Raw genomic sequence first — 25,962 nt, 5'->3', positions numbered from 1 at the left:
CGCCCATGCTGAAACAGCGCGTCGTGACCGCGGCCGTTGCGTTGATTGTCGTGGTTGCGGCCATTTTCATCAGTCCGTGGACGTGGTGTGTCCTGGTTCTGGCCGGAACCTTGATGGGGATGGCGGAACTGGCGGCGATGGTGAAACAGCGGCGGTTCGGCCTTGGAACCCTGTGGGGCTATCTGCTGGTTGCAGCATGGGTGCTCGCTCCACAGTGGGCGCCGTCTTTCCTGGTTCCTTGGGGAGTGCTGATCACGCTGACGATTCCGGTGCTCACGCGGAACCGCGTTCCGTTCGCCGCAGCGGCGCCGTTGACGGTGGGCGCCGTGTACATCGGCATGGGCGGATGGAGCCTGGTGTCCTTGCGTGGATTGGATGATGGCATTGCTTGGCTGTTCATCACCATGGTGAGCATCTGGACGACGGACACCGCGGCCTTTTTCGTCGGGCAACGACTGCAAGGCCCAAAACTGTGGCCCGAGATCAGCCCCAATAAAACCATCAGCGGCGCGGTGGCCGGCGTTGTGGCAGGCGGCATTGCGGCCGTGGTGCTGGGGTCGCTGACCGTGGGGCGGCTTGGCGTGGGGTGGTTCTTCAGCTTCGGAGCTCTGGTGTCCATCGCCGGACAGCTCGGCGATTTAGCGGAGTCGGCCTACAAGCGGTCGGCAGGGGTGAAGGATTCTGGACACCTGCTTCCCGGTCACGGCGGCGTGCTGGACCGTGTGGACAGCGTGCTGTTCGCGGGTCCGGTGGCGTTGTACTTCATTCTTCACCTGTCCACGTGAAGGGACGTGAATCGAGGTGAATCACCATGAAATCTGTCACTGTCCTTGGCTCGACCGGTGTCATTGGCACCCAGACGCTTGACGTGTTGGCCCACCTTTCCGAACATTACGTGGTCAAAGTGTTGGCCGCCGGGCGGAATGCAGAACGATTGGCAGAACAAATCCGGGTCTGGCGGCCGGAGTGTGTCTCGGTGGCAGATGAGGAGACGCTCGAGTGCGTCCGGCAACGATTGAGCGGATTTCGCCCGTTGCCGGAATTTTTTGTCGGCGATGCTGGGTTGATGGAGGTCAGCCGAATTCCCACCGACATCGTCGTCTCGGCCATCGTCGGGGCCAAAGGCCTGGCGCCCACCTGGGCGGCGGTGGAGCGGGGCGCGACGGTGGCGCTGGCCAACAAGGAGACCCTGGTGGCGGCGGGAGATCTCGTGATGGCGCACGCACGGGCCACCGGCGCTGTGATTTTGCCGGTGGACAGCGAGCATTCGGCGTTGTTTCAGTCGCTGCACAGCGGTGATCCGAAGGAAGTGCGGAGATACATTCTGACGGCCTCCGGAGGGCCGTTCCGCACATGGAGTCTTGACGCATTGCGGAAAGCCACCGTGGAGCAGGCACTCAGGCACCCCACTTGGAATATGGGGATGAAGATCACGGTCGACTCGGCCTCGCTGATGAACAAGGGATTGGAGGTCATTGAGGCGCATCACCTGTTCAACGTCGACTATGATCGGATTGACATCTTGGTGCATCCGCAGAGCATCGTCCATTCGCTGGTGGAGTTCGTGGACGGATCGACCATTGCTCAACTGGCCACGCACGATATGCGGTTGCCCATCCAGTACGCGCTGACGTACCCTGCCCGAGTGGAAAGTCCGTGGCCAAGGCTTGACCTTGCAGAAGTGGGACAGCTCACCTTTGAGCGGCCGGATTTTGAGCGGTTTCCCAACCTGCGTTTGGCGTACGAAGCGGGACGAGCCGGTGGATTTGCGCCCTGCGTGCTGAATGCTGCCAACGAAGTGGCGGTCGAGGCTTTCCTGTCCAAGCGAATGACTTTTCTTCAGATGGCGAAACTGGTGGAGAGTGTTCTGGAAATGCACATACCGGGGACACCTTCTGAATTGAATGATATTGTAGAGATGGACAACTGGGCTCGGCGTTCAGCTCACGCAATGCTGGAAAAGGGCGGGTGGAACTGTTGACCATAGCAGTCGTCAGCGTGCTGAAAGGGATTGTCGCCATTGTCTCCGTGTTTCTGGTCTGCATCGTCCTGCATGAGTTCGGTCACTTCTGGGTGGCCAAGCGCAGCGGGGTGGCCGTGCCCGCGTTTGCGGTGGGGTTCGGGCCGAAGTTGGTGCGCTGGACTCTCAACGGCACGGAGTTCTCCATCCGGCTGTTTCCAATCGGTGGACTGGTGCAGTTGGCTGGCGAGATTCCGCAGGACGCGCTGTTCCGGAAAGGCGAACAAATTGCATTTCGCCTGAACGCGGACGGTCGCGTGGCGGTGCTCGGCGACCCTCTGGATGTGCGCGGCGGCCAGGTGGGGATTCTGAAGGATCTCGACCTCATGCATCGCCTCGAAATGACCATTGACACCGGGGACGAAGTGCGGACGTACCAACTGATTCCTCATGCCAAACTGATGACGAACGCGCGCAACTCCATCCCGTTGGTCGAGCGCCACGAACAGGTGCTGGGAAAACCGCTGTGGCAGCGAGCCGCCATCATTCTGGCCGGGCCGGTGATGAACTTCCTCCTCGCGGGCGTTCTGTTCACCGCGTGGTTTGCCCACACGGGATTCCCGACGGCGGTGGTGGGGCAGCTCGTTCCGGGAGATCCGGCGGCAACGGCGGGGATGCGCCCTGGAGACCGAGTGGTGGCGGTGGACAATCGGCCCATTCACGGATGGACCGAATTCGTCAATGCGGTTCGATCCGACACCAGCCGTCCGCCGCACCCCTTGCGAATTCGGGTTGAACGGGACGGTACGACGCAGGAGTTGGTGGTCACACCCAAGTTGGTGGATGGGAATCTGCCGCAGATTGGCATGAGTCCGGTGTTTTCCCATAATCTGATAGACGCGGTTGGCACGGGATTTGCCAACGTATATTACGGATCGGTGAACGCCGTTCAGGCGTATTGGCAGGTTCTTTCTCAGCATCAGTTCAGCAGTCTGGCGGGGCCGGTGGGTATTGCGGACGTCATCAATCAGCAAGCGCAATCCGGCTTCTGGCACGTGGTGATGATTGCGGGGCTGCTGAGCTTGAACCTGGGATTGTTTAATCTGTTGCCCATACCGGCGTTGGACGGCGGGCGACTGTTGTTCATGATTGTGGAAATGTTTCGCGGGAAGGCGGTCGACCCGCGCAAGGAAGGTCTCGTTCACCTGGTGGGATTCGGCCTGCTGATGCTGTTTGCGGTGGTGATTACGTATCGGGATGTGACCCGACTGTTCTGACGCAGGTCCGGATTGCGTCGTGAGACGAGTACCCTGGGAATTGCGACGGAAAGGAAGAACGGGACATGAGTGCTATGGAGTTGCCGCTGAAGGAGCCGACCGCAGAGGGGACGACGCCTGCCCAGCTGCCCTCCGGTGTGATTCGGCGGGTCGTGGTGAAATCGGTGTCCCGGGTCATCGAAGTGCAGTTGATGTCGTGGCCGGAGCTTCTGTCGGCCAGAGCGGCCGGCGCGACGGAGCCGGATGAGCAGACCGTGGCCAAAGACGTGGTGACCGCAGTGAGAACACTGCGCCAGTTGGCAACATCCTTGCATCGCGAAGCGATTGCATTGCGGGTTGTGCCGGCGCCCTGGGAGGCGCCGCTGGCGGATGAAACCGCGGCTGCGCTGTTCGCTGCGCTGGTGGATTGGTACGGCGAAGAAGAACCGGTGGTGGCCAATTGGCTGGCGAACGCGCGGATCACGGTGGAACCGAAAGCGGCGGCAGACGGCCAGCCGGCCATCCAGCGTTGGCACTGTTGGGTGGCCAACGATGCGGAACTGGGTGTGCTGCAGAAGAAGCGCACGGACAGGTGGTTGACCGAGCGGTTGCAGGACGTGTTCGGACTCGCCGTGGAGTACCGTTTTGCCGTCGACGCCGCCGCTGAAGAACGGCTGAACGAGTTGAAGAAGACGTTGGAGGAAAACGAGCGGCGAGAAGTCCTCGACATGCTGGCCCAGGAGGAGAAGAGTGCGGCGGAAAAACCGGCGCCACCGTCCGAGAATGGGGGTGAGCGTCCGGCGTTTCGACGGGATCGACGGCGAGAGGATGACCAGCCACTGCCGCCGCTCACGCTGGGGCGGCCCATCGATGCGGCGCAGGTGATTCCAATTCGCGAGATTGTGGACGAAATGCGCAAGGCCGTGGTGGAAGGGCGCGTGTTCAGTGTGGACAAGCGCACATTGCCGAGCGGACGCACGCTGATTCAATTCAACATTACGGACGACACCAGCTCAATTACGGCGAAGCTGTTTTCCAACCAGGAGCGGCAGCTGGAAGCTCTTGAACCACTCAAGGACGACGTGTACGTCCGCATACAGGGGCAGGTGCAATTTGACACGTACGCCAAGGAACTCGTGTTCATGGTCCAGGACATGCAGCCGGCACAGGCGCCGGAGCGCGTGGATCAGGCCGAGGTAAAGCGCGTGGAATTGCATCTGCACTCCAACATGTCGCAGCTGGACGGCGTGACGCCGGTCAAGCGGTTTGTGCAGCAGGCTGCGGCCTGGGGGCATGAGGCCATCGCCATCACCGACCACGGCGTCGTCCAAGCGTTTCCGGAAGCGTACGCCGCTGGGAAAAAGCACGGCATCAAAGTACTGCTCGGCGTGGAAGCGTATGTGGTGGACGACGGCACGCCGGTCGTGTATCGGGAAGCGGACGTGGCGCTGACGGACGAGACCGAATACGTCGTGTTTGACACCGAGACGACGGGTCTCAACGCGCGCGAGGACACGCTGATTGAAATTTCCGGTGTGCGCATGCGCGGGAAGGAGATTGTGGATCAGTTCGCCGCGCTCATCGATCCGGAACGCCCAATACCGCCGAAGATCTCCGAGTTGACGGGCATCACGCCGGACATGCTGGCGGGACAGCCGAAACTGGCAGAGGTCTTGCCGGAGTTTCGCCGGTTTGCGGAAGGGGCCATCCTGGTAGCGCACAACGCGGAGTTCGACGTGGGCTTTCTGGGGCAGTGCGCCAGCCGCATTGGAATGGAGCCCTGGACGCAGCCGGTGATTGACACGCTGGCACTGGCCCGAAGCCTGTATCCCGGCGAAAAGAACTATCGACTGAAGACGTTAACCCAGAAATTTCAGGTGGAACTGATCAATCACCACCGCGCCATTGCCGACGCGGAGGCAACGGCGAAGGTGTTCGCCCATATGCAGGATACGCTACGGGAGCGAGGCTTAACGCGCCTGCCGCAACTGAATGGCCTGTCCGGCGACGTGGATGTCTCCCGGGTGCGCCCGTTTCATGCCACGCTGCTGGTGCGCAATCAAACGGGCCTGAAGAACCTGTACAAGCTGGTGTCCATGGCGCACACCACCTACCTGCACCGGGTGCCGCGCATCCCGAAGAGCGAGTTGGTGAAGCACCGGGAGGGATTGTTGATTGGCACCGCATGCCAGCAGGGCGAGTTGATTCAGGCCTTTCTACGCGGAAAAAGCATGGATGAAATAGAGTCCATCTGCGAGTTTTACGATTACCTGGAACTGCAGCCGCTGAGCCATTACGAGAACCTGGTGCGCGAGCAGATGGTGCAGAGTCTGCAGAGTGTGAAAGACATCCACCGCCAGGTGGTGGAGCTCGGCGCGAAACTGAACAAACCCGTGGTGGCGACTGGGGATGCGCACTATCTGCATCCGAACGATGCCATCTTCCGGGAAATTTACCTGCAGTCGCAAAGCCAAGGGGAAGCGGTGCAACAGCCGCCGCTGTACCTGCGGACCACCGACGAGATGTTGGAGGAGTTCGCCCATCTCGGCGACGACGCGGTGCGAGTGGTCGTGGATAACACGCGCTATATCGCGGAACAGTTGGAAGACGTCAAGCCCATCCCGGATCAGTTGTTCACGCCCGTTATCGAGGGTGCGGAAGACGAGATCACGCGCATGTCGTACGAACGGGCGCGGGCGCTGTACGGCGATCCGCTGCCGGAGATTGTGGAAGCTCGCTTGAAAAAAGAGCTCAATTCCATCATCAACAACGGATTTGCCGTCATCTACTTGATTGCGCACAAGCTGGTGACCAAGTCGTTGTCGGACGGCTACCTGGTCGGCAGCCGCGGATCGGTCGGCAGCTCTTTGGTGGCCACCATGACCGATATCACTGAGGTGAACCCGCTGCCGCCGCATTATCGGTGTCCATCCTGTCGCCACAGCGAATTCATCGAAGACGGTTCGGTCGGATCCGGGTTTGACCTGCCGCATAAGAATTGCCCCAACTGCGGGACGGACATGGTGCGCGACGGACAGGACATTCCGTTCGAGACGTTCCTGGGCTTCCATGGCGACAAGGTACCGGATATCGACCTGAACTTCTCCGGCGAGTACCAACCGCGGGCGCACCGTTACACCGAGGAACTGTTCGGCAAAGATCACGTTTTTCGCGCCGGGACCATCTCCGGCGTGGCAGAAAAGACGGCATATGGATACGTCCGCAAGTTTGCGGAAGAGCGCGGGCTCGTCCTGCGCAACGCGGAAATTGATCGTCTGGTCAAGGGCTGCACCGGCGTGAAGCGGACCACGGGCCAGCATCCGGGCGGTCAGGTCGTGGTCCCGGGCCACGTGACGGTGTACGACTTCACCCCCGTGCAATATCCGGCCGACGACAAGTCGGCGGGAACGCTGACCACGCACTTTGACTACCACTCCGGTCTCGAGAACTGTCTGCTCAAGCTGGACATTCTCGGTCATGACGATCCGACCGTGATCCGCATGCTGCAGGATCTCACGGGGGTGGATCCGAAGACCATTCCCCTGGATGATCCGAAGGTGCTCGGACTGTTCTCCGGCACCGAGACGCTCGGCGTGCAACCGGAAGACATTCGCTCCAACACGGGGACGTACGCGATTCCGGAGTTTGGTACGAAATTTGTCCGTCAGATGTTGGAGGACACGCGTCCGACGACGTTCTCTGAGCTGGTTCGCATTTCCGGTCTGTCGCACGGGACGGACGTCTGGCTGAACAACGCCCAGGACCTCATCCGCCAAGGCGTGGCCACGCTGTCAGAAGTCATCTGCGCTCGCGACGACATCATGGTGTATCTGATCTACAAAGGGCTGGAACCGGGGCGCGCCTTCAAAATCATGGAGAGTATCCGGAAAGGGAAAGGCGTCAAAGAAGAGGACGCGGAGTACATGCGCCAGTTTGGAGTCCCCGAGTGGTACATCGAATCCGGCCGCAAGATCAAGTACATGTTCCCGAAGGCGCACGCGGCAGCGTACGTGTTGATGGCCGTGCGCATCGCCTGGTTCAAAATTCATCATCCGCTGGCGTTCTATGCCACGTATTTCACGGTGCGCGCCGACGATTTTGACGTCGAGTTGGTGGTGCGGGGCAAGGACGCCATCCGGCGGAAAATTGAAGAGATTGAACAGAAGGGCAACGCCGCGCTGCCGAAAGAGAAGAGCTTGATGACGGTGCTTGAGGTCGCCTTGGAAATGGTGGTTCGAGGATACAAGTTCCTGCCGATAGATCTGTACAAGTCTCATGCGACCCGGTTTCTGATTGATGAACAGGAACAGGCGTTGCGGCCGCCCTTCGCGGCCATTCCGGGCGTGGGGGAGGCGGCTGCCAACAATCTGTATCAGGCGTGCCAGGAAGGTGAATTCTTGTCCATCGAGGACCTGCAGACACGGAGCCGGGTGTCCAAGGCGGTGATTGAAATCCTGGAAGGACTCGGATGTCTCAAGGGGATGCCGGAAACGAATCAGCTCTCGTTGTTCTGAACGGATGGGATCTTGCCGGCTGATGGGCGACAAAAACCGCCGAAGGGGATTATTCCTCTTCGGCGGTTGCTGTTTCGCGCACATGGAGGGAATGGTTTTCGTAAAACGTGACATGACAACGCCGACAGCGCGGTTCATAGGATTCCGTGGCGCCCGGAAATACCACGGGACTGTCCCACGCGGCGGGTTTGCCATTGATGAGCCGCTGCGGCAGTGTGGCCGGCGCGCCGCAGCGAACGCAGGTGGACGTGAGACTCACGCGTTCGTCGGCGAGGGCCAGGATATCTCCCATCGGGCCGAACGGCAGTCCTCGGAAGTCCTTGTCCAGTCCTGAGACAATCACCTGGCAGCGTCGGCGCAGCAGCTCCACCAGCACCCGTACAATTACGTATCCGTCGTCGTCCCGCTCCATAAAGAACTGCACTTCATCACAAGCCACAATCTGCACGTCATCCGCAATGACGCGTTCCAGCAGCGCCGCGGCCGAGTCGACCGGCACTGCGGGCATCCTATCTCCGCCGTGGCTCGCAATTTCGGTCTCCGAGTACCGGGTGTCCAAACTGTGCTTGTACACGCCTATCTTGCGCTGTGTATAGCTGAATCCGTCGCGCTCCGCGGCGGCCTGACGAATGGTCTCAACGCGCTGGATGGTTTTCAACCGGGCAATCAGTTCTTCGGTCTTCCCGGACATCATGTTACCCGTAATCACCAGCAGATGACCAGCTTCAGGGAACCACAAAGGTCGATGCATGACTCCATTCCTCCAGCATGAACGAGGTGCTGCGGGCGCCTGTCCGCGCGGCCCGGTCGGGGGCGCCGTGCACAGGGCGTCAGGGGGCGGTGACTTTCGCTTTCTTTGCCGCCTTTTCGCGTTCGCTTTTCGAGAGTTGCCGCTTCCGCAGGCGGAACGTCTGCGGAGTGATCTCGCACAATTCATCGTCCTCGATGTACGTGATGGCCTGTTCCAGGCTCAGCTTGCGCGGCGCCTTCAGACGCACCGTCTCATCTTTGGTGGAGGAGCGCACGTTGCTCATGTGTTTTTGCTTGGTGACATTCACGGTCAGGTCGTTCTCGCGGTTGTGCTCGCCGACAATCATGCCTTCGTAGACCACGGTTCCCGGCGTGATAAACATGACCCCTCGGTCTTCCAGGTTCTGCAGCGCGTAGGTGGTTGCCTGCCCGCTGTCCATGGACACGAGCACGCCCTGCCGGCGCGTGACCACATCGCCGCGCCACTCGCCATATTCCAAGAAGCTGTGGTGCATGATCCCGTAGCCGCGGGTGAGCGTCAGGAACTCGGTTCGAAAGCCAATGAGTCCGCGGGATGGGACGGTGAACTCCAACCGCGTGGTTTCGCCGGAAGGCGAGGTCTCCAGTTTGTGCATCTCGCCCTTGCGGAATCCCAACGCTTCAATGACGGAGCCCACCGCGTCCGACGGGACGTCGGCCACCAACAGCTCAATCGGCTCCAACACGCGGTCTCCTTCGCGCTTCAAAATGACGCGCGGCTTCGACACCTGTAGTTCGTACCCTTCCCGGCGCATCGTTTCAATCAGAATGGACAGGTGCAGTTCCCCGCGGCTCGACACCAGGAACGCATCCGCATCGTCCGTCTCCTCGACGCGCAGACTCACGTCCGACTCCAGTTCTGCAAACAGCCGCTCCCGCAGCTTGCGCGAGGTGACGTGGGTGCCTTCACGCCCGGCGAGCGGACTGTCATTGACGAGAAAGGTCATTTGCAGGGTGGGTTCGTCAATGGCCAGCAACGGCAGGGGTTCCACCACGTTGGCGTCGCACACCGTCTCGCCTACCGTGATGTCGGAAACCCCGGCGATGGCGACGATATCGCCCGCGCTGGCGGACTCAATTTCCACGCGCTTCAACCCTTGGAAGCCAAACAGTTTGGTGATGCGCGCCCGTTCGACGGAACCATCGCGCTTCGCAATGGCCACGGGCTGCCCGATTTCCACGCGCCCGCGGGAAATGCGCCCAATGCCGATGCGACCAAGAAATTCGTTGTAGTCGAGCATGGTCACCTGCCATTGCAGCGGTGCGTCCGGATCCGCCTCGGGGGCGGGAATGTGGCGTACAATCGCATCGAACAGGGGTTGCATGGTATCGCCGAGTTGTTCCGGGGTGTCGCTGGCCGCGCCCTGCAGCGCGGATGTGTACACCACCGGGAAGTCGCACTGCTCCTCTGAGGCTCCGAGTTCGATGAACAGGTCGAGCACCTCGTCAATCACTTCCAGGGGTCGAGCGTTCGGCCGGTCCATTTTGTTCACCACGACAATCGGCGACAGCCCGACCGCCAGCGCCTTCTGGAGGACGAACTTGGTCTGTGGCATGACGCCTTCAAAGGCGTCGACCACGAGCAGGACGCCGTCGACCATCTTCACAATCCGTTCAACTTCACCGCTGAAATCCGCGTGTCCGGGGGTATCGACGATGTTGATTTTATAGTCCTTGTATGGGATTGCGGTGGTTTTGGCGAGGATGGTAATGCCGCGTTCCCGTTCGATGTCATTGGAGTCCAACGCGCGTTCCTGCAGCTGTTCATTCTCTCGGAACAGGCCGGATTGGCGCAGCAATTGGTCGACCAAGCTGGTCTTGCCGTGGTCGACGTGGGCGACAATCGCGACGTTGCGCAGGTTTTTCTGTTCGTGTTTACTCATCTCTATCGTCACCCTTGGGTCAGTTGGATTGGTTGTGGAACATCGGTGCAAGGACGCCACATTGCGCGCGTTGCACGTGCCGCCATTCACCTTACCACGTGACTGGCAAATCCGCAATTTTTCGCCGCATAAAGTGTTTGCCAGATGTTCAACCTTGGTGTTATACTCTGAGTGTTAGACTTCGTATATGTATCGTACGCGAAGAGTGGGGTTCCCCCACTCTTTGATCTATGATTCGGGCGATTCACGTGTCTCTGCGTCGACTGGGCGGATCGCGCGAGTCATGGATTCATCAGCAAAGGGAGGTACGTGTGTGCCGAAAGAGCGTGTGACCGACATTGTGGAACGTCTGGCACTGCCCATTGTTGAGGCCGCGGGTCTGGAGCTTGTCGACGTGGAGTACAAAAAGGAAGGAGCCAACTGGTATCTGCGCGTCTTCATCGACAAGCCCGAAGGCGTCGATATTGACGACTGCAGTCGCGTGAGCGAACAGTTGTCCGATAAATTGGATGAGGTCGATCCGATTCCAAATTCGTATTTTCTCGAGGTCTCCTCGCCGGGCGCCGAGCGGCCTTTGAAGAAACCCGCGGATTTCGAGCGGGCGATTGGCGAATACGTACATATTTCATTGTACGAACCCGAGGCTGGGCAGAAGGTCTTTGAAGGGACGCTGACCGCGTTCGACAGCGAACAGTTGACGCTGCTCGTTCGGCGGAAAGGTGTGGAGAAAACCGTTGTCATTCCGCTCGACAAGGTGGCCGGCGCTCGGCTCGCCATCGAGTTTTAACCTTGTTTGACCTGGAAAGGGGGAGGTCCTGTTCATGAATGCAGAGTTCATTGACGCACTGGAACAACTGCAACGAGAGAAGGGCATTGACAAGGACACGCTGCTGGAAGCGATTGAAGCTGCGCTGATTTCCGGCTACAAGCGGAACTTCAATTCGGCGCCCAATGTGCGCGTGGAGATTGGCCGGGACACCGGGATTGTCAAGGTGTTCGCGCGCAAGACGGTGGTCGAGCAGCCTGTGGACACGCGACTCGAGATCTCGTTGGACGCGGCGCTCGACATCAGTCCCACGTATCAGTTGGGCGACGTCGTCGAGATTGAGGTGACGCCGCGCGATTTTGGCCGGATTGCGGCGCAGACGGCCAAGCAGGTGGTGACGCAGCGCATTCGCGAAGCGGAGCGTTCCATCGTCTACAGTAAGTTTGTGGATCGCGAAGAGGATATTGTGTCCGGCGTGGTGCAGCGCCAGGATGCCCGCATGCTGTATGTGGATGTCGGCCAGACGGAAGCGGTGCTGCCGCTGGCGGAGTTGATGCCGACAGATCAGTTCAAGCCCGGGGATCGGGTGAAGGCGTACATCACGCGGGTCGAGAGGACCACGAAAGGGCCGCAGATTGTCTTGTCACGGACGCATCCCGGACTTCTGAAGCGGTTGTTTGAACTCGAGGTTCCCGAAATCTTTGAGGGGGTTGTCGAGATTAAATCGGTGGCCCGGGAAGCGGGCCACCGGTCCAAGATTGCGGTTCACTCTCGGAATCCGGAGGTGGACCCGATTGGCGCCTGCGTGGGCAGCCGCGGCATGCGCGTTCAGGCGGTCGTCAATGAACTGCACGGTGAAAAAGTGGATATTGTGAAGTGGAGCGAAGATCCGGCGGAGTTTGTCGCGAATGCCCTCTCGCCGGCCAAGGTGGTCTCCGTTCAGATTCTCGAGGATGAAAAAATTGCGCGCGCGATTGTGCCTGATTACCAGTTGTCGCTCGCCATTGGCAAAGAGGGACAGAACGCTCGCCTGGCGGCCAAGCTGACGGCGTGGAAAATCGACATCAAGAGCGAAACGCAAGCCGCGGAACTCGGCATGTTTGGACGGCTGACCGAGGAAGACGACGAGGACGACATTGGCACGTTGTCCGCGGACTGGTTGAACGAGCCCTGAGCCAGAGGAGCCATCGAAAGGGGGTGTGTGTTCATGCAACGGCCGAAGAAGGTGCCGCTGCGAAAATGCGTCGGCTGTCAGCAACAGCATGCGAAGCGGGAACTGATTCGCGTGGTACACACGCCTGACGGCGCCGTGGAGCTCGATTTGACCGGACGCAAGAACGGTCGTGGCGCGTACGTGTGTCGGAAGATGGATTGCTTCAAATTGGCTCGAAAGAAAAAGTCGCTCGAGCGGGCGCTCAAAACAGCGATTCCTGAAAGCGTATTTGACGAGTTGGAGTTTCGCTTGGAGGGGGCGCTGGCTGCAGATGGACAGTCGTGATGGACGCGCCGAAGCGGCGGATTCCGCGATGAACGGGCAGCGTGCCGTGCAGTGGATTGGCCTGGCGGTGCGGGCGCGCAAAGCGGCTGTGGGCGCGGACGCGGTCTTGCGGGCCATCCAGTCCAACCGAGCGCGGCTTGTGCTCATGGCGGCCGATGTCGGTGCGAACATGGCCAAGAAGTACCGCGACAAGTGTGCGTACTATCAGGTGCCGCTATGCGTAGCGTTCGATAAACGCACGCTTGGCGGGGCGTGCGGCAAAGCGGAGACGGCTGCCGTTGCGCTGTTGGACCAAGGTTTTGCGGCGAAGATGCAGGAGTATCTCAAGGAATCTGGCGGAGGTGAAGCCTTTGGCGAAACTTCGAGTATATGAGTACGCAAAGCAACTGAACATGTCGAGTAAAGAGATTTTAACCATTCTCAACCGCCTGGACGTGCCCGTGGCCAATCATATGAGTGTGATGGAACCGGAAATGGTCAGCAAGGTAGAAAAATTTTTCTCGGATGTGAAACAGAAGGCTGCCATCAAGCACGCGTCCGAGGTGGAACGGGAGCTCCGGGAAAAGCAACGCCAGCGCGAGCGCGCCGGCACGCATCCGGGCGGTCGCGACACGGCTGCGGTGGAATCCGGTGGACGCGCCTGGCCGGCAGAGCGGGGATCAACCGCTTCATCGGCGCACGTCAACTTCGCGAATGATCAAGGCGGCAGAGAAGCCACGGACGCGGCGCGAAGTGGCTCGGCGGCCGGAAAGACCGCGAGAGGTTCAGAAGCACGGAGCGAACGGGAGGCGGCAACAGCGGGAGAGGACAGCATGAAGGGGAACACGAAAACGGGCACCGGGTCGGAGGTGCCGAGCGCACAGACAGAAAAGCACAATCAGGGTATGAACACCGGGACCGGAGACGCGCCGGAAAGCGGCGGACACCGGACCAACGCGGGGCCGAGATCCGGCGGTAACGGAGATCGGAACAGGTCACGCGGCGGCTACGGCGGCCAGCAGCGTTCCGGGGGCTACGGCGGTGGTCAGGGCGGTGGCCAACGCTCCGGTGGTTACGGAGGCGGCCAGCGTTCCGGAGGCTACGGAAGTGGTCAGGGAGGTGGCCAACGCTCCGGTGGTTACGGAGGCGGCCAGCAGCGTTCCGGGGGCTACGGCGGTGGTCAGGGCGGTGGCCAACGCTCCGGTGGTTACGGAGGCGGCCAGCAGCGTTCCGGGGGCTACGGCGGTGGTCAGGGCAGTGGCCAACGCTCCGGCGGTTACGGCGGCGGCCAGCGTTCTGGCGGCTACGGCGGCCAGGGCGGCGGAGGTCAACGCTCCGGGGGCTACGGTGGCGGCCGCGGTGGCCACGGCGGTGGTCGGCCGGGCGGTGGACGACCCGGTGGCGGACGGCCGGCGGCAGCGCCGATGAGCGTGACCGCGAAACCGGTGAGCCCCGCGTCGAAGGCGAAGGAGAAAGAGAAGGAACGGGAGCGCAGTCGCAACGATTTTTCGCGGGATCGGCGAGAGCAGTTCAATGAAGATAAGCTCGTTCGCTCCGGCAAACGTCGTGGTGGTCAATCCGAGGAGCGCAAGCCGGAGTTTCCAACCAGCATCACCGTGGAAGGTCCGATGACGGTGGGCGATTTCGCGAAGTTGCTGAAGCGGGAGCCTTCCGAAATCATCAAGAAACTGTTGTTCTTAGGGATTATGGCCACCATCAACCAGGAGATTGACACGGATGCCATGGAACTCGTGGCCAGTGAGTTCAACGTGGAGATGACCGTTGTCGAGCCGGTGGATGAAGAGGCATTGGATATGCTCGTGGAGGAAGATAAGCCGGAGGATCTCGTGCCACGGCCGCCGGTGGTCACCATCATGGGCCATGTCGACCACGGGAAGACGACGCTGTTGGACGCCATCCGCTCCAGTCGCGTCACGGCCACGGAATCCGGCGGCATCACGCAGCATATCGGAGCGTACCAGGTGGTGGTGCAGGATCGGCGCATCACGTTCTTGGATACACCGGGCCACGAGGCGTTCACCACCATGCGTGCGCGCGGCGCTCAGGTGACCGATGTGACGATTCTGGTGGTCGCCGCGGACGACGGCGTGATGCCGCAGACGGTGGAGGCCATCAATCACGCGAAGGCGGCGAACGTCCCCATCATCGTGGCTGTCAACAAGATTGACAAGCCGGGCGCGAACCCGGATCGGGTGAAACAGGAACTGACGCAGCATGGGTTGGTGGCCGAAGAGTGGGGCGGCGACACCATCTTCGTCAATATTTCCGCGCTCAAAAAGGAAGGCTTGGATTCGCTGCTGGAGATGGTGCTGCTGGTAGCAGATCTCCAGGAACTGAAGGCGAATCCGAAAGCGCGACCGCGCGGTACAGTCATTGAGGCGAAGCTTGACAAGGGCCGCGGTACCGTTGCGACGGTGCTCGTGCAGAACGGCACCTTGCGCGTCGGCGACATTGTGGTGGCTGGACAGACGTACGGCCGCGTCCGCGCGATGATGAACGACGTGGGCAAGCGCATCAAGGAGGCGCCGCCGTCAACGCCGGTGGAGATTCTCGGGTTGAACGAGCTGCCGTCCGCCGGTGACCTGTTCGTGGTGTATGACGACGAACGATCCGCGCGGAATTTGGCCCAGAAACGCCAGAACCGAGAGAAGGTCCAGCAGCAGCAGAACACGGCGCGCGTGACGTTGGACGATTTGTACCGGCAAATCCAGGAGGGCAACGTCAAAGAACTGAACGTCATCGTGAAGGCGGACGTGCAGGGTTCCGTGGAAGCGCTGGTGCAGGCCATTGAGAAGATTGAGGTTGAAGGGGTTCGCGTCAATGTCATTCATCGCGGGGCCGGGGCCATCAATGAATCCGACGTCCTGCTGGCGAGCACGTCGAATGCCATCATCATCGGTTTCCATGTGCGTCCCGACGCCAACGCCGCGCGCGCGGCGGAAGCGGAGAAAGTGGACATCCGCCTGTACCGCGTAATTTACAATGTGATTGAAGAACTGGAATCTGCCATGAAGGGCATGCTGGATCCGACGTACAAAGAGGTGGTCATTGGCCACGCCGAGGTGCGTCAGACGTTCCACATTTCCCGGGTTGGTACGGTGGCTGGTTGTTACGTCACCGACGGCAAGTTGACGCGCGACGCCGAATGCCGCGTGATCCGCGACGGCGTGGTGGTGTACGAAGGCCGTCTGGATACGCTGAAGCGTTTCAAGGATGACGTACGCGAAGTCGCCCAAGGGTTCGAGTGCGGATTGACGCTGGATAAGTATAATGACATCAAGGTTGGCGACGTTGTGGAAGCATTCCAGATGGAGGCCGTAAAGCCCGAGTGATAGGCTCCACGGCGCGGCCCCGACGGGGCGGCGCGGCAGGTGTCGCCAGATGGGGCGGTTTCTGCACAACGGTTGCTTGGGAGTGATGGGTCATGGTGAAAATTCGTGCACAGCGTGTGGCGGAACAGATGAAGAAGGAAGTTGCGGACATCATCCGCCACTCGGTCAAGGATCCGCGCATCGGCTTCGTGACCGTCACGCGCGTCGAGGTGGCCGGGGATTTGCAGCATGCGAAGATTTTCGTCAGTGTCCTTGGCAACTCGGCGGAGAAGCAGGCGACGATGGACGCGTTGCAACGGGCGGTCGGATTTGTCCGGGGAGAGGTGGCCCGTCGGCTGCGTATGCGGGTGGCTCCGGACGTTCAATTCAAGCTGGATGAATCCGGAGAGTACAGTGCGCACATCGAATCCGTGATTCGCCAGATTCACCGCGACGAAGAAACAGGGGAGGCGCCGAAATGACGCGACAATCGCAGGGGCACTTGGACTGCATACCTGCCCCTCGGTATGCGGACGCACTGCAGTCGGTCGTGGATTTCGTGAAGGAACATGACGACTGGCTGATTGTGAGCCATGAACGCCCGGACGGAGACGCCATCGGCAGTGCTCTGGCCGCGGCGCACATTCTGACCGCGCTTGGGAAGACGTGGCGGTTTGTAGCAGAGGGTCCGCTGCCGGCTCGGTTCAACTACCTGCCGCTGTTTTCTCAGGCGTATACCTCGATTCAGGCGGTGGATCGACAGTTCCAACACGTCCTTGCCGTCGATTGCGCTGACGAAGCGCGGTTCGCTCACGCACGCTCGTTCATTGCGGAGGGCGCCAAAATTGTCAACGTGGACCATCATCACACGAATCCCCGGTACGGTGCGGCCGCCTGGGTCGATGCCGATGCTGCGGCGACGTGTGAACTGATGTTCCATTTGGCGCTGGCGCTCGATGTGGAGTTGAACGAGCCGCTGGCCACCTGCCTGTACACAGGGATTCTCACCGACACCGGCGGTTTTGCGCAGCCGAACACGACGCGAGACGTCCATCTCATCACCGCGCGCCTGCTGGCCAGCGGCGTGCAGCCGTACGATATCGCCGAACCGGCGTTGGAGTCGCGAACCTGGCCGCAAATGCGTCTGCTGCAGATGGCGCTGAACAACCTCACCGTGTCGAGTGATGGGAAGTACGCCATTCTCTACGTCACCCAGGGCATGCTCGAGGGCGCCGGGTGTACGGATGATGATACGGAGGGGCTCGTCGGATTCACCCGCAGCATCGACACTGTGGAGGTCGGCGCGTTGTTTCGGGAGACCGCGGACGGGCGGATCAAAGTCTCCCTGCGCTCCAAGCGGCGGGTTGACGTGTCGCGCATTGCGCAGATGTTCGCGGGCGGCGGGCACACACGGGCGGCCGGCTGCACCATCGTCGGCGACCTCGGCGACGCCATGGACGCCGTCGTCGAAGAGATTGAGCGCGCGTTGGAGGCTGCGGGCGCGTGAGTGTTTCCGGCGTCCTGATTGTGGATAAGCCGGCAGGGCTCACGTCGCACGACGTGGTGCATCGCGTGCGGCGGGTGTTCGGCACCAAGAAAGTGGGACATGCCGGCACGCTCGATCCGGACGTCACCGGCGTCCTCGTGCTGTGCGTGGGCTGGGCGACCCGCCTGCTCGAGTATGCGGCAGCCGAGAGCAAGGTCTACGAGGGAACGGTGTGCTTCGGCGTGGCGACGGATACGGACGATGCCGCCGGACAGGTGATGGCGCGGGCGTCTGCCGTACACCTGACGGACGAGTTGGTGAAGCAGGCGGCGGTGGCCTTCGTAGGGCCGTCCATGCAGGTGGTCCCCAGGTATTCTGCGGTGCACGTGGCGGGCAGACGCGCCTATGAGTATGCGCGCCACGGCATGGACGTGGAACTGCCGGCCCGTCCCATTGAAATTCATGAACTGTCGGTGTTGGAGTTTCGCCCCGGTGAACAGGCGTTCGCCGATTTCCGGGTCCATTGTTCCAAAGGGACGTACATTCGCGCGCTGTGCCGGGACTGGGGAGCGCGACTGGATCTGCCTGCGCACATGCACCGCTTGCGCCGTGTCGCATCCGGCCTGTTTTCCATCGATGAGGCGGTGGCTCTGGACGTGTTGGAACATGCGAGCGAACCAGAGCGGTTTTTGCACCCGCCGACCACGGCTTTGCGAACGCTCGCATCCATTTCGGTGAGCGAAGCGCAAGCCGAACGACTGGCGCGCGGTCAGGGAGTGACCGTGGGCGATGCGACCGCGGTACCAAACGGGATTGTGGCGGTATGCTGTGGCGGGCAGTTGGTGTGCGTGGCGAACGTCGACGCGACCAGATCGGGCCTTCGTATGCAGCCGAAAAAAGTCTTTTGGAAGAGGGACGATGCACCATGAACGTCATTGAGGTCGAGACGCTGCCTCCCCGCAGTTCAGAACCACTGGTATTGGCCATCGGCAAGTTTGACGGTGTACATATTGGCCATCAGGCCATCTTGTCGCATGCCCGAGACCGGCTGCAGCCGGGATGGGAATTTGGCGTCATGTGCTTTTGGCCGCACCCCATGTGGGTGCTGGCGCACAAGGCCGGATATGATCGGTGGCTGACGCCGTTCCCGGAGAAGGTGAGATTGCTGACGGCGTTCGGGGTGCAGCGGATGTACCACGTACATTTTTCCCAGGCGTACGCTAGCACCACGGCAGAACAGTTTGTGCATGAGCACCTGGCGAACCTGTCGCTGCGCCACGTGGTGGTCGGATTTGACTTCCGCTTTGGCAAGGGAGGAAAAGCCGATGTGGAGGACCTCCGGCGGATGTGTGCGGACATCGGCGTGCCGGTGACCGTGGTTCATCCGGTCGAGGAAAACGGCCAAAAGGTGAGCAGTTCGCAGATTCGCGAGCATTTGGGCGAAGGGCGCGTGGAAGCGGCCGAAGCATTGCTGGGTCGGCCTTATTCGTTCGTCGGCACCGTCATCCCAGGGGACAAGCTGGGGCGCAAAATCGGTTTTCCGACCGCCAACCTCGGTGATTTGGACGAATACGTGCTGCCGGGCGGCGGTGTCTACGCAGTCGCCGTGGAAATTCTCAATCAGCCCGAGGGCGCGCCGCGTGGAAACTGGTTCGGGGTCATGAACGCAGGATTTCGGCCGACGGTCGGGGGCACCACCTTCCGCGTGGAAGTACATCTGTTGGGATTCGACGGCGATCTGTACGGCAAGCGGTTGCGCGTGTCGCTGCTTCGCCGCGTCCGTTCGGAAAAGAAATTTCAAAATGTGGAGGAATTGACGAACCAGATTCGCCAGGATGTGCTGTATGCCCAGTCGATGCTCGGCTTGAACAAGCGGGACTGAGGGGATGGCACACAGGAATCGTTGATTGTATGCGGAAAATCATATATACTGGGTAGGTCTGAATTCACGAAGCGTTGGGGGGCTCGCCTCCTGAACTGCGACGTGGATGCGCGTTCCCTCCGGACGCCTTCTCCGTTGCAGGGATGTCGCTTCGAAATACTCGGAGGAGGACTCACACGAATGCTGTCGAATGACAAGAAAAAGGAAATTGTTGAGAAGTTTCAAGTCCATGGCACGGACACCGGTTCTCCGGAAGTTCAAATTGCGATTTTGACGGAGCGCATCAACCAACTGACGGAACATTTCCGCGTGCACAAGAAGGATCATCACTCTCGCCGCGGTTTGTACAAGATGATTGGTCATCGTCGGAATCTGTTGAACTACCTTCGGAAGAAGGATGTCAATCGCTATCGGGAACTCATTCAGACGCTGGGACTGCGTCGGTGAGGCGGGCGGGCTTCGGCCCGCTTGTTTTGCATTCCGAATGGGTCCTGCGAGTGCGCCGCTCGGATTTTCAGGATTCGGGCCTCGTTCCCACCAATCTGATAAATGGTTCCAGTTGCGTTTCTGAAGAGGAACTTGCGGACGCTCGGTGAACAGTATACATAATTAGAGGTGTGCCAATGTTCGAAGAATGCGGATCCCGCCGTATACTTATCGTACATAACGTGTCAGGAATCCGCTTCGATACGGCAGAAAGGGGCTTGACGGACAAGCATGATTAAGCACGAATTCACGGTCGCGGGCCGCACCATGGTGCTCGAGACGGGGAAATTGGCGAAACAAGCCACGGGTGCTGTCAATGTGCGCTACGGCGACACGGTGGTGCTGTGCACCGTCACGGCATCACAGGAACCAAAAGATCTCGATTTCTTTCCTCTGACCGTCAACTACGAGGAGCGATTCTACGCGGTCGGGAAGATTCCCGGCGGCTTCATTAAACGCGAAGGACGGCCGAGCGAAAAAGCGATTCTCGCATCGCGCCTGATTGACCGACCGATTCGACCACTGTTCCCGGAAGGGTTTCGCAACGATGTGCAGGTGGTGGACATCGTCATGTCCGTCGATCAGGACTGCGCACCGGAAATTGTCGCGATGATTGGCACATCGGCTGCGCTGACCATGTCGGACATCCCATTCAATGGGCCGATTGCCGGTGTGATTGTCGGCCGCGTCAACGGCGAATTGGTCATCAACCCGACCTTGGCGCAGTCGGAACAGAGCGACATGCACCTGGTCGTAGCCGGCACGAAGAACGCCATCATGATGGTGGAAGCGGGAGCGAATGAGGTGCCCGAGGCCGAGATGCTGGAGGCGATTTTGTTCGGGCACCGCGAAATCCAAAAGATCGTCGCCGAGATTGAGAAGTTCGTGGCTCAGGCCGGCGTTCCGAAGCGCGAGGTTCAATTGCACACGGTCGATCCCGCGCTCAACGAAGCGGTCCGCGCCTATGCCACGGAAAAAATCAAGGTGGCGGTTCGCAATCCGGACAAGCAGGCGCGGCAATCCGCGGTGGACGAGGTCAACGCAGAGACGCTGGCCGCGTTGGCGGAGCAGTTCCCCGAACAGGAGAAGGACATTCAGGAAGTACTCCACGACATTTTGAAGGAAGAAGTGCGCGGCGCCATCCTGTATGAAGGCATTCGTCCCGACGGCCGCAAAATGGATGAGATCCGGCCCATCTCCTGCGAAGTGGAAATGCTGCCGCGCGCGCATGGGTCCGCCCTGTTCACGCGCGGTCAAACGCAGGTGATGTCCGTGTGCACGCTCGGCGCCCTCGGGGATGAACAGATTTTGGACGGTCTCGGGGTCGAAGAGTCCAATCGATACATGCATCACTACAATTTCCCGCCTTTCAGCGTGGGCGAGGCGCGGCCGCTGCGGGCGCCGAGCCGTCGCGACATCGGGCACGGGGCACTCGGTGAACGTGCACTCGATCCGGTCATTCCGCCGCCGGAAGAGTTTCCGTACGCCATCCGCGTGGTCTCCGAAGTGTTGGAGTCGAACGGATCCACGTCGCAAGCGAGTATTTGCGGCAGCACCATGGCGCTGATGGATGCGGGGGTGCCCATCAAAGCACCGGTGGCCGGCATTGCCATGGGACTCGTGAAAGAGGGCGATGCGGTGGCGGTGCTGTCGGACATTCAGGGGTTGGAAGATCACCTGGGCGACATGGACTTCAAGGTGGCCGGTACGGCGAAGGGCGTCACGGCGCTCCAGATGGACATCAAAATTGACGGGATTGACAAGGACATTCTCGAGCGCGCTCTGAAACAGGCCCACGAGGGACGGATGTACATTCTCGGAAAGATGCTGGAGGCCATTTCGGAACCGCGACCGCAGATGTCTCCGTACGCGCCGCGGGTGCTCACGCTGCAGATCAATCCAGACAAGATTCGCGACGTCATCGGACCAGGCGGCCGAGTGATCAACAAGATCATCGAGGAGACAGGGGTCAAAATCGACATTGAGCAGGACGGCCGCATCTTCATTTCCGGCACGGATGCGGACGGTGCCAATCGAGCGCGGGATCAAATCCTCAATATCACCCGTGAGGTGGAGGTCGGGAAAACGTACCTCGGCCGGGTGACCCGGGTGGAGAAGTACGGGGCGTTTGTCGAAGTCCTGCCGGGCAAGGAAGGTCTGGTGCACGTCTCGCAACTCGACCTGAACCGCGTGAACAAGGTCGAGGACATCTGCAAGGTCGGTGATATGATCACCGTCAAGGTGACGGAGATCGATCCGCAGAATCGCATCAATCTGTCCCGCAAGGAAGTGCTCAAGGAACAGGCGGGACGAACCGGACAGCAGCCGGTCTCCTAAAGCGAAATCCCTCCCGGGCGTGGAGGGTTTTTTGCTGATCTGGGTACGCTAATCTCGGAACGGTTGGAGAGGAGGGCGTACCTGATGGATTGGCTGATGCTCGGGTGGGCGCTGTTAGTGGGTCCGATGCCAAGCGCCGACGTCGCTCTGGCACCGTGGTTTGCGGTAGAGAAACCCGTGGTCACAGCGTCGTCCGAGGTTTGGGCGGATCTGCAGGCCAAATACGGCCGCCCCGCTGTGAATGCTCGAGTGGACAGGGTTTGGCATGCCATCCCGGGACTACAGGGCTGGCAACTGGATGTAACGGCGAGTCATGCGGCGACCACCAAAGCCGCGGATGGTAAGCTGCATTTGGTGTGGCACCCCACGCCTCCGGAGATATCCTTGGCCAGCCTGCCGGCGGAACCCATCTACCGCGGTCCGTCCCAGGAAAAATCGGTCGCCCTGATGGTCAACGTCTCGTGGGGAGAGGAATACGTGCCGGGCGTCCTCGCTGCGCTGCGCCGCGCAGGTGTACGGGCCACGTTCTTCCTGGACAGCGCGTGGGTGAGGCGACACCCGGAGGTGGCGCGGAGCATTGTCGCGGCCGGGCACGAGGTTGGCAGCCACGGCAGCGGGCATCCGGATTTTCGGCGGATTGGCACCAGTGCGTTGACGCAACAGATCATCGGCACCAATGAGGTGCTGCAGCATACGTTGGGAGTAACACCACGGCTGCTGGCGCCGCCGGGTGGCAGCTATGACCAACGGACCGTGGCGCTGGCTCGCGGGCACGGCATGTACACCATCCTGTGGACGGTGGACACCCTGGACTGGAGAAGACCGCCGGCGGACGCCATCGTTCGAAGGATCGATCAGCAGATGGAGCCGGGCGCACTCATCCTCATGCATCCCACGGCACCGACGGTGGAAGCCTTGCCGCGATTGTTGCAGCGCCTGGCGGAGAAAGGGTACACCTGCAAAACGGTGGGGCAAATGGTGGATGAAACAGCCGTTGTGCCGCCTCCCGCGCTGGTGTCCCGCGATTCTTGAGTCCCCTGGGGGGATTTGTTATAGTTATGTACGCTGTACATAGGCGACCCCGGCATGGGAGGGAGCAATGTGACCTATCGCATCACGCTGCCAAACGGCGTACGAGTGATTGGTGAAGAAATGACGTCTATGCGCTCGGTCAGCATCGGTGTCTGGATTGGCACCGGATCGCGCTATGAGACAATACACAATAACGGCATAAGCCATTTTTTAGAACATATGTTTTTTAAGGGGACTGAGCGGCGCACGGCCCGCGACATCGCGGAGGTTTTTGACAGCATCGGCGGGCATGTGAATGCATTCACGGCGAAGGAGTACACCTGTTATTACGCGAAGGTGCTGGACGAACACTTTGAGCTGGCGGTGGAAACTCTGTCGGATATGCTGTTCCATTCTACCTTTGCACCGGAGGAAATAGAGAAGGAAAAAAAGGTTGTCATTGAAGAGATCCGGATGTACGAAGACGAGCCGGATGAACTGGTGATGGACATTTTGGCTGAAAGCGTGTATCCGGGCCACCCGCTCGGCTATACCATCCTCGGTCTCGAGGAGAACCTGCGCGGCTTCTCGCGGACCGACATCCAGGGATATGTCGCCGAACGCTATCAGCCGTCGAACATGGTGGTCGCCATCGCCGGAAATATTTCCGAGGCCATGGCGATTGAAGTGGTGAATCGGTATTTTGGATCTGCGCCGACCCATCGTTCGGAGCTTCCAGCGGACGGATTGGTGCAGCCGACGTTCACGCGGGGATTCTGCGTCCGCGAAAAGGACACCGAGCAGATTCACATCTGCTTGGCGGCACCGGGCCTGCCGGCGGGTCACGAAGATCTCTACGCGCTGGTGTTGTTGAACAACACGCTGGGTAATTCCAGCAGTTCGCGACTGTTTCAGGAGATTCGGGAAGACAGAGGATTGGCGTATTCCGTGTTTTCGTTCCACACCTCCTACCGCGATTGCGGCATGTTCGGCATTTATGTCGGCACTTCGCCGGAACACGTGCGGGAAGTGATGTCCGTGGTCGAGAGCATCTGTGAAGACGTGGCAGAACACGGCCTGACCGACGATGAACTGCGCAAGGGGCGCGAACAGGTCAAAGGGTCCATGATGTTGAGTCTGGAGAGCACCAGCAGCCGCATGAGCCGCTTGGGCAAAAACGAGTTGGTGCTCGGGCGCGAAGTGACCCTGGATGAAACGCTCAAGGGCATTCAGCGCGTCACCGCAGACGACATCCGGAGAGTGGCCGCAAATCTCCTCAAGCAGCGATTTGCACTGGCGGCCGTGGGACCGGTGGATGCCAACGTATTTGCCGAGTACCACACGTCGTAACCCCGGGCCTTACGAGTAGTCTGACGAGCAGAGGAGTCGAACCGTGAACGATTGGGCATCGCTGAACATTGGGTACGCTGTTGTCTCGCCATTGTACAAGCCTGAATACCTCCCCCGCTACGCGACCTCCGGAGCGGCGGGCATGGATCTGCACGCCTGCGTGGAAGCACCGGTCCGCATTGAGCCGTTGCAGCGCGTCCGGATTCCCACGGGCATCGCACTGAGTTTCCCCGGACCTTCAGTCGTGGGACTGGTGTATGCGCGCAGCGGTCTCGCGTGGCGACACGGCATTGCATTGCCGAATGGCGTCGGGGTCATCGACAGCGACTACACGGGGGAAATTCAGGTTCTGCTGACGAATTTCGGCGACGAACCGTTCACCATCCAACCTGGCGACCGAATTGCCCAGATTGTGTTCGCGCCGGTCCATCAGGCGCAGTTGGTTCACACGGAAGCGGTCCCGGATACAGAGCGGGGCGCAAACGGGTTCGGATCGACCGGGGTCTCACCGGTGCAACGTTGACATCGAGGATACAGGTCGCAAACAAACAAACACCCCAACGGGTGGTGTGCATACGCCCGACTCGAGGCGAACCCTCGACCGGAGGTACCGAATAGGATTTCGTTGGATGACTTGCCACGACACGAGGTTGGGGGCTCGGTGCCCCCTGCTGCTTGATGATCCCCGGCTTTGAATCGTTCGTCATCGGCCGTCGGGCGGGTTGCGTCCTTCCAGAAAGCGATTGAACTGCATCCATGTCCAGAGCGCGATGCCTACCACAATAATGCCTGGCCACACGGTGCTCCAGAACTGGGCGATGGAGTAGTGGCCGAGAAACGCCTGAGCGGTCGCAAACCACATCCCGCAGAGAAATAGCGGAATGGCGTACCATTTCTGGACATCCACGCGGGGGTGCAACGCCGCCGCGATGGCGGCCACGGTGAGCACAATGCCGCCAATGAGGTGTCCAGTGGCCGCCCTGCGCTGCCCGCCAAAGTCCAACACCCACGGCAACACGGTGAGCCAGAGCCCCAACCCCGCACACACCCAGTTTCTTTCCTTCATGTGCATCTTTCCTCCATCCGTTGTCCTTCGCCATCTCGGTCTTCGCTAGTGCCCCTTCAGGCAACGTAGTTTGAGGAAAGTGGAGGATCAACCAGTGGAATGGAGAATATCACCAACGGTGGTGATATTCATGTGCCTGTATGTCCGTGAATTGAGCCCTGCCGAGGGTAACAGATTGGTTCGTATTGCCCGTAAGGGGTCCAATCCGGTCTCCGTGCGTAGAGCACTGGTTGTCCTGGCTTCTGCTCAACGAATGAAGGTCCCCGAAATCGCACGACTCTATCACTTGTCGGAGGAACATGTCCGCCATGTGATTCACGCATTTAACGAGAAAGGCTTTGAGGCTCTTCAACCCCGCTATGGTGGT

The 25,962-nt window shown here is 60.3% G+C and carries 22 protein-coding genes; 19 read left to right on the top strand and 3 right to left on the bottom strand.

What is annotated here, in order from left to right:
• The first annotated feature begins 5 nt into the window (after window positions 1–5).
• From G463_RS0106185 to G463_RS19125, 4 genes are all read left to right on the top strand, one after another.
• The gene (locus G463_RS0106185) at window positions 6–785 is read left to right on the top strand and encodes a phosphatidate cytidylyltransferase (protein WP_026974462.1); all 780 of its coding nucleotides are present in this window, start codon (window positions 6–8) and stop codon (window positions 783–785) included.
• Window positions 786–811: 26 nt separating this feature from the next.
• Entirely contained in the window at window positions 812–1,981 is a 1,170-nt protein-coding gene (locus tag G463_RS0106180; protein ID WP_026974461.1) for a 1-deoxy-D-xylulose-5-phosphate reductoisomerase, read from the top strand.
• Complete coding sequence (gene rseP, locus G463_RS0106175; RefSeq protein WP_211227386.1) at window positions 1,978–3,237, top strand: RIP metalloprotease RseP; 1,260 nt, start codon at window positions 1,978–1,980, stop codon at window positions 3,235–3,237. The genes G463_RS0106180 and rseP overlap by 4 nt, the downstream gene beginning before the upstream one ends.
• 65 nt (window positions 3,238–3,302) lie before the next feature.
• Window positions 3,303–7,730, top strand: coding sequence for a PolC-type DNA polymerase III (locus tag G463_RS19125; RefSeq protein ID WP_245575707.1), 4,428 nt, complete (start codon window positions 3,303–3,305; stop codon window positions 7,728–7,730).
• Window positions 7,731–7,779: 49 nt separating this feature from the next.
• Here the strand turns inward: G463_RS19125 and G463_RS0106165 are convergent, their stop codons facing one another.
• Together G463_RS0106165 and typA are read right to left on the bottom strand one after the other, a co-directional pair.
• Window positions 7,780–8,481 (bottom strand): thymidine kinase, encoded by a 702-nt coding sequence (locus G463_RS0106165; RefSeq protein ID WP_026974459.1) that lies wholly within the window; start codon window positions 8,479–8,481, stop codon window positions 7,780–7,782.
• Between the two features lie 79 nt (window positions 8,482–8,560).
• Window positions 8,561–10,402 carry a translational GTPase TypA gene (gene typA / locus G463_RS0106160; RefSeq protein ID WP_035486031.1) on the bottom strand — a complete coding sequence of 614 codons (1,842 nt, stop codon included), beginning with the start codon at window positions 10,400–10,402 and terminating at the stop codon, window positions 8,561–8,563.
• Window positions 10,403–10,715: 313 nt separating this feature from the next.
• Between typA and rimP the strand changes: the two genes are divergently transcribed.
• The 14 genes from rimP (at window position 10,716) to dut (ending at window position 25,052) form a co-directional block, all read left to right on the top strand.
• Window positions 10,716–11,189, top strand: coding sequence for a ribosome maturation factor RimP (gene rimP, locus G463_RS0106155; protein ID WP_026974457.1), 474 nt, complete (start codon window positions 10,716–10,718; stop codon window positions 11,187–11,189).
• A 34-nt stretch (window positions 11,190–11,223) separates the two neighbouring features.
• Window positions 11,224–12,342: a transcription termination factor NusA gene (gene nusA, locus G463_RS0106150; RefSeq protein ID WP_026974456.1), complete on the top strand. Its 1,119-nt coding sequence runs from the start codon at window positions 11,224–11,226 to the stop codon at window positions 12,340–12,342.
• Between the two features lie 33 nt (window positions 12,343–12,375).
• Window positions 12,376–12,666 carry an RNase P modulator RnpM gene (rnpM, locus tag G463_RS0106145; protein ID WP_026974455.1) on the top strand — a complete coding sequence of 97 codons (291 nt, stop codon included), beginning with the start codon at window positions 12,376–12,378 and terminating at the stop codon, window positions 12,664–12,666.
• Window positions 12,653–13,039 carry a L7Ae/L30e/S12e/Gadd45 family ribosomal protein gene (locus G463_RS0106140; RefSeq protein WP_245575706.1) on the top strand — a complete coding sequence of 129 codons (387 nt, stop codon included), beginning with the start codon at window positions 12,653–12,655 and terminating at the stop codon, window positions 13,037–13,039. The genes rnpM and G463_RS0106140 overlap by 14 nt, the downstream gene beginning before the upstream one ends.
• A 19-nt stretch (window positions 13,040–13,058) precedes the next feature.
• A complete protein-coding gene (infB, locus tag G463_RS0106135; RefSeq protein WP_211227389.1) occupies window positions 13,059–15,998 on the top strand; it encodes a translation initiation factor IF-2 in 2,940 nt (979 codons plus the stop codon).
• Window positions 15,999–16,090: 92 nt separating this feature from the next.
• Window positions 16,091–16,459 carry a 30S ribosome-binding factor RbfA gene (gene rbfA / locus G463_RS0106130; RefSeq protein WP_026974452.1) on the top strand — a complete coding sequence of 123 codons (369 nt, stop codon included), beginning with the start codon at window positions 16,091–16,093 and terminating at the stop codon, window positions 16,457–16,459.
• Window positions 16,456–17,484, top strand: a complete 1,029-nt coding sequence (locus G463_RS0106125) for a DHH family phosphoesterase (protein WP_051322004.1) — start codon at window positions 16,456–16,458, stop codon at window positions 17,482–17,484. Before rbfA ends, G463_RS0106125 begins: the two co-directional genes overlap by 4 nt.
• Window positions 17,481–18,392: a tRNA pseudouridine(55) synthase TruB gene (gene truB / locus G463_RS0106120; RefSeq protein ID WP_026974450.1), complete on the top strand. Its 912-nt coding sequence runs from the start codon at window positions 17,481–17,483 to the stop codon at window positions 18,390–18,392. Before G463_RS0106125 ends, truB begins: the two co-directional genes overlap by 4 nt.
• Entirely contained in the window at window positions 18,389–19,345 is a 957-nt protein-coding gene (locus G463_RS0106115) for a bifunctional riboflavin kinase/FAD synthetase (protein WP_026974449.1), read from the top strand. Before truB ends, G463_RS0106115 begins: the two co-directional genes overlap by 4 nt.
• A 180-nt stretch (window positions 19,346–19,525) precedes the next feature.
• Window positions 19,526–19,792 carry a 30S ribosomal protein S15 gene (gene rpsO, locus G463_RS0106110; RefSeq protein WP_026974448.1) on the top strand — a complete coding sequence of 89 codons (267 nt, stop codon included), beginning with the start codon at window positions 19,526–19,528 and terminating at the stop codon, window positions 19,790–19,792.
• Window positions 19,793–20,062: 270 nt separating this feature from the next.
• Window positions 20,063–22,168, top strand: coding sequence for a polyribonucleotide nucleotidyltransferase (locus G463_RS0106105; protein ID WP_026974447.1), 2,106 nt, complete (start codon window positions 20,063–20,065; stop codon window positions 22,166–22,168).
• Window positions 22,169–22,252: 84 nt separating this feature from the next.
• Window positions 22,253–23,200: a polysaccharide deacetylase family protein gene (locus G463_RS19120; RefSeq protein ID WP_051322003.1), complete on the top strand. Its 948-nt coding sequence runs from the start codon at window positions 22,253–22,255 to the stop codon at window positions 23,198–23,200.
• Between the two features lie 69 nt (window positions 23,201–23,269).
• On the top strand, window positions 23,270–24,529 hold the full coding sequence (locus tag G463_RS0106095; RefSeq protein WP_026974446.1) for a M16 family metallopeptidase: 1,260 nt from the start codon (window positions 23,270–23,272) through the stop codon (window positions 24,527–24,529).
• A 43-nt stretch (window positions 24,530–24,572) separates the two neighbouring features.
• On the top strand, window positions 24,573–25,052 hold the full coding sequence (gene dut / locus G463_RS0106090) for a dUTP diphosphatase (protein ID WP_245575705.1): 480 nt from the start codon (window positions 24,573–24,575) through the stop codon (window positions 25,050–25,052).
• Between the two features lie 180 nt (window positions 25,053–25,232).
• Here the strand turns inward: dut and G463_RS0106085 are convergent, their stop codons facing one another.
• Complete coding sequence (locus G463_RS0106085) at window positions 25,233–25,595, bottom strand: SPW repeat protein (protein ID WP_026974444.1); 363 nt, start codon at window positions 25,593–25,595, stop codon at window positions 25,233–25,235.
• Window positions 25,596–25,689: 94 nt separating this feature from the next.
• Between G463_RS0106085 and G463_RS22195 the strand changes: the two genes are divergently transcribed.
• Window positions 25,690–25,962 (top strand): helix-turn-helix domain-containing protein (locus G463_RS22195; protein ID WP_156900106.1); only part of this gene is annotated, 273 nt, incomplete at its 3' end.

It is taken from the genome of Alicyclobacillus contaminans DSM 17975 (genome assembly GCF_000429525.1).
GTDB classification, from domain to species: domain Bacteria; phylum Bacillota; class Bacilli; order Alicyclobacillales; family Alicyclobacillaceae; genus Alicyclobacillus_A; species Alicyclobacillus_A contaminans.
The sequence above is the reverse complement of the archived record's forward strand: the minus strand, read 5'-3'. Positions and strand labels throughout refer to the sequence as shown.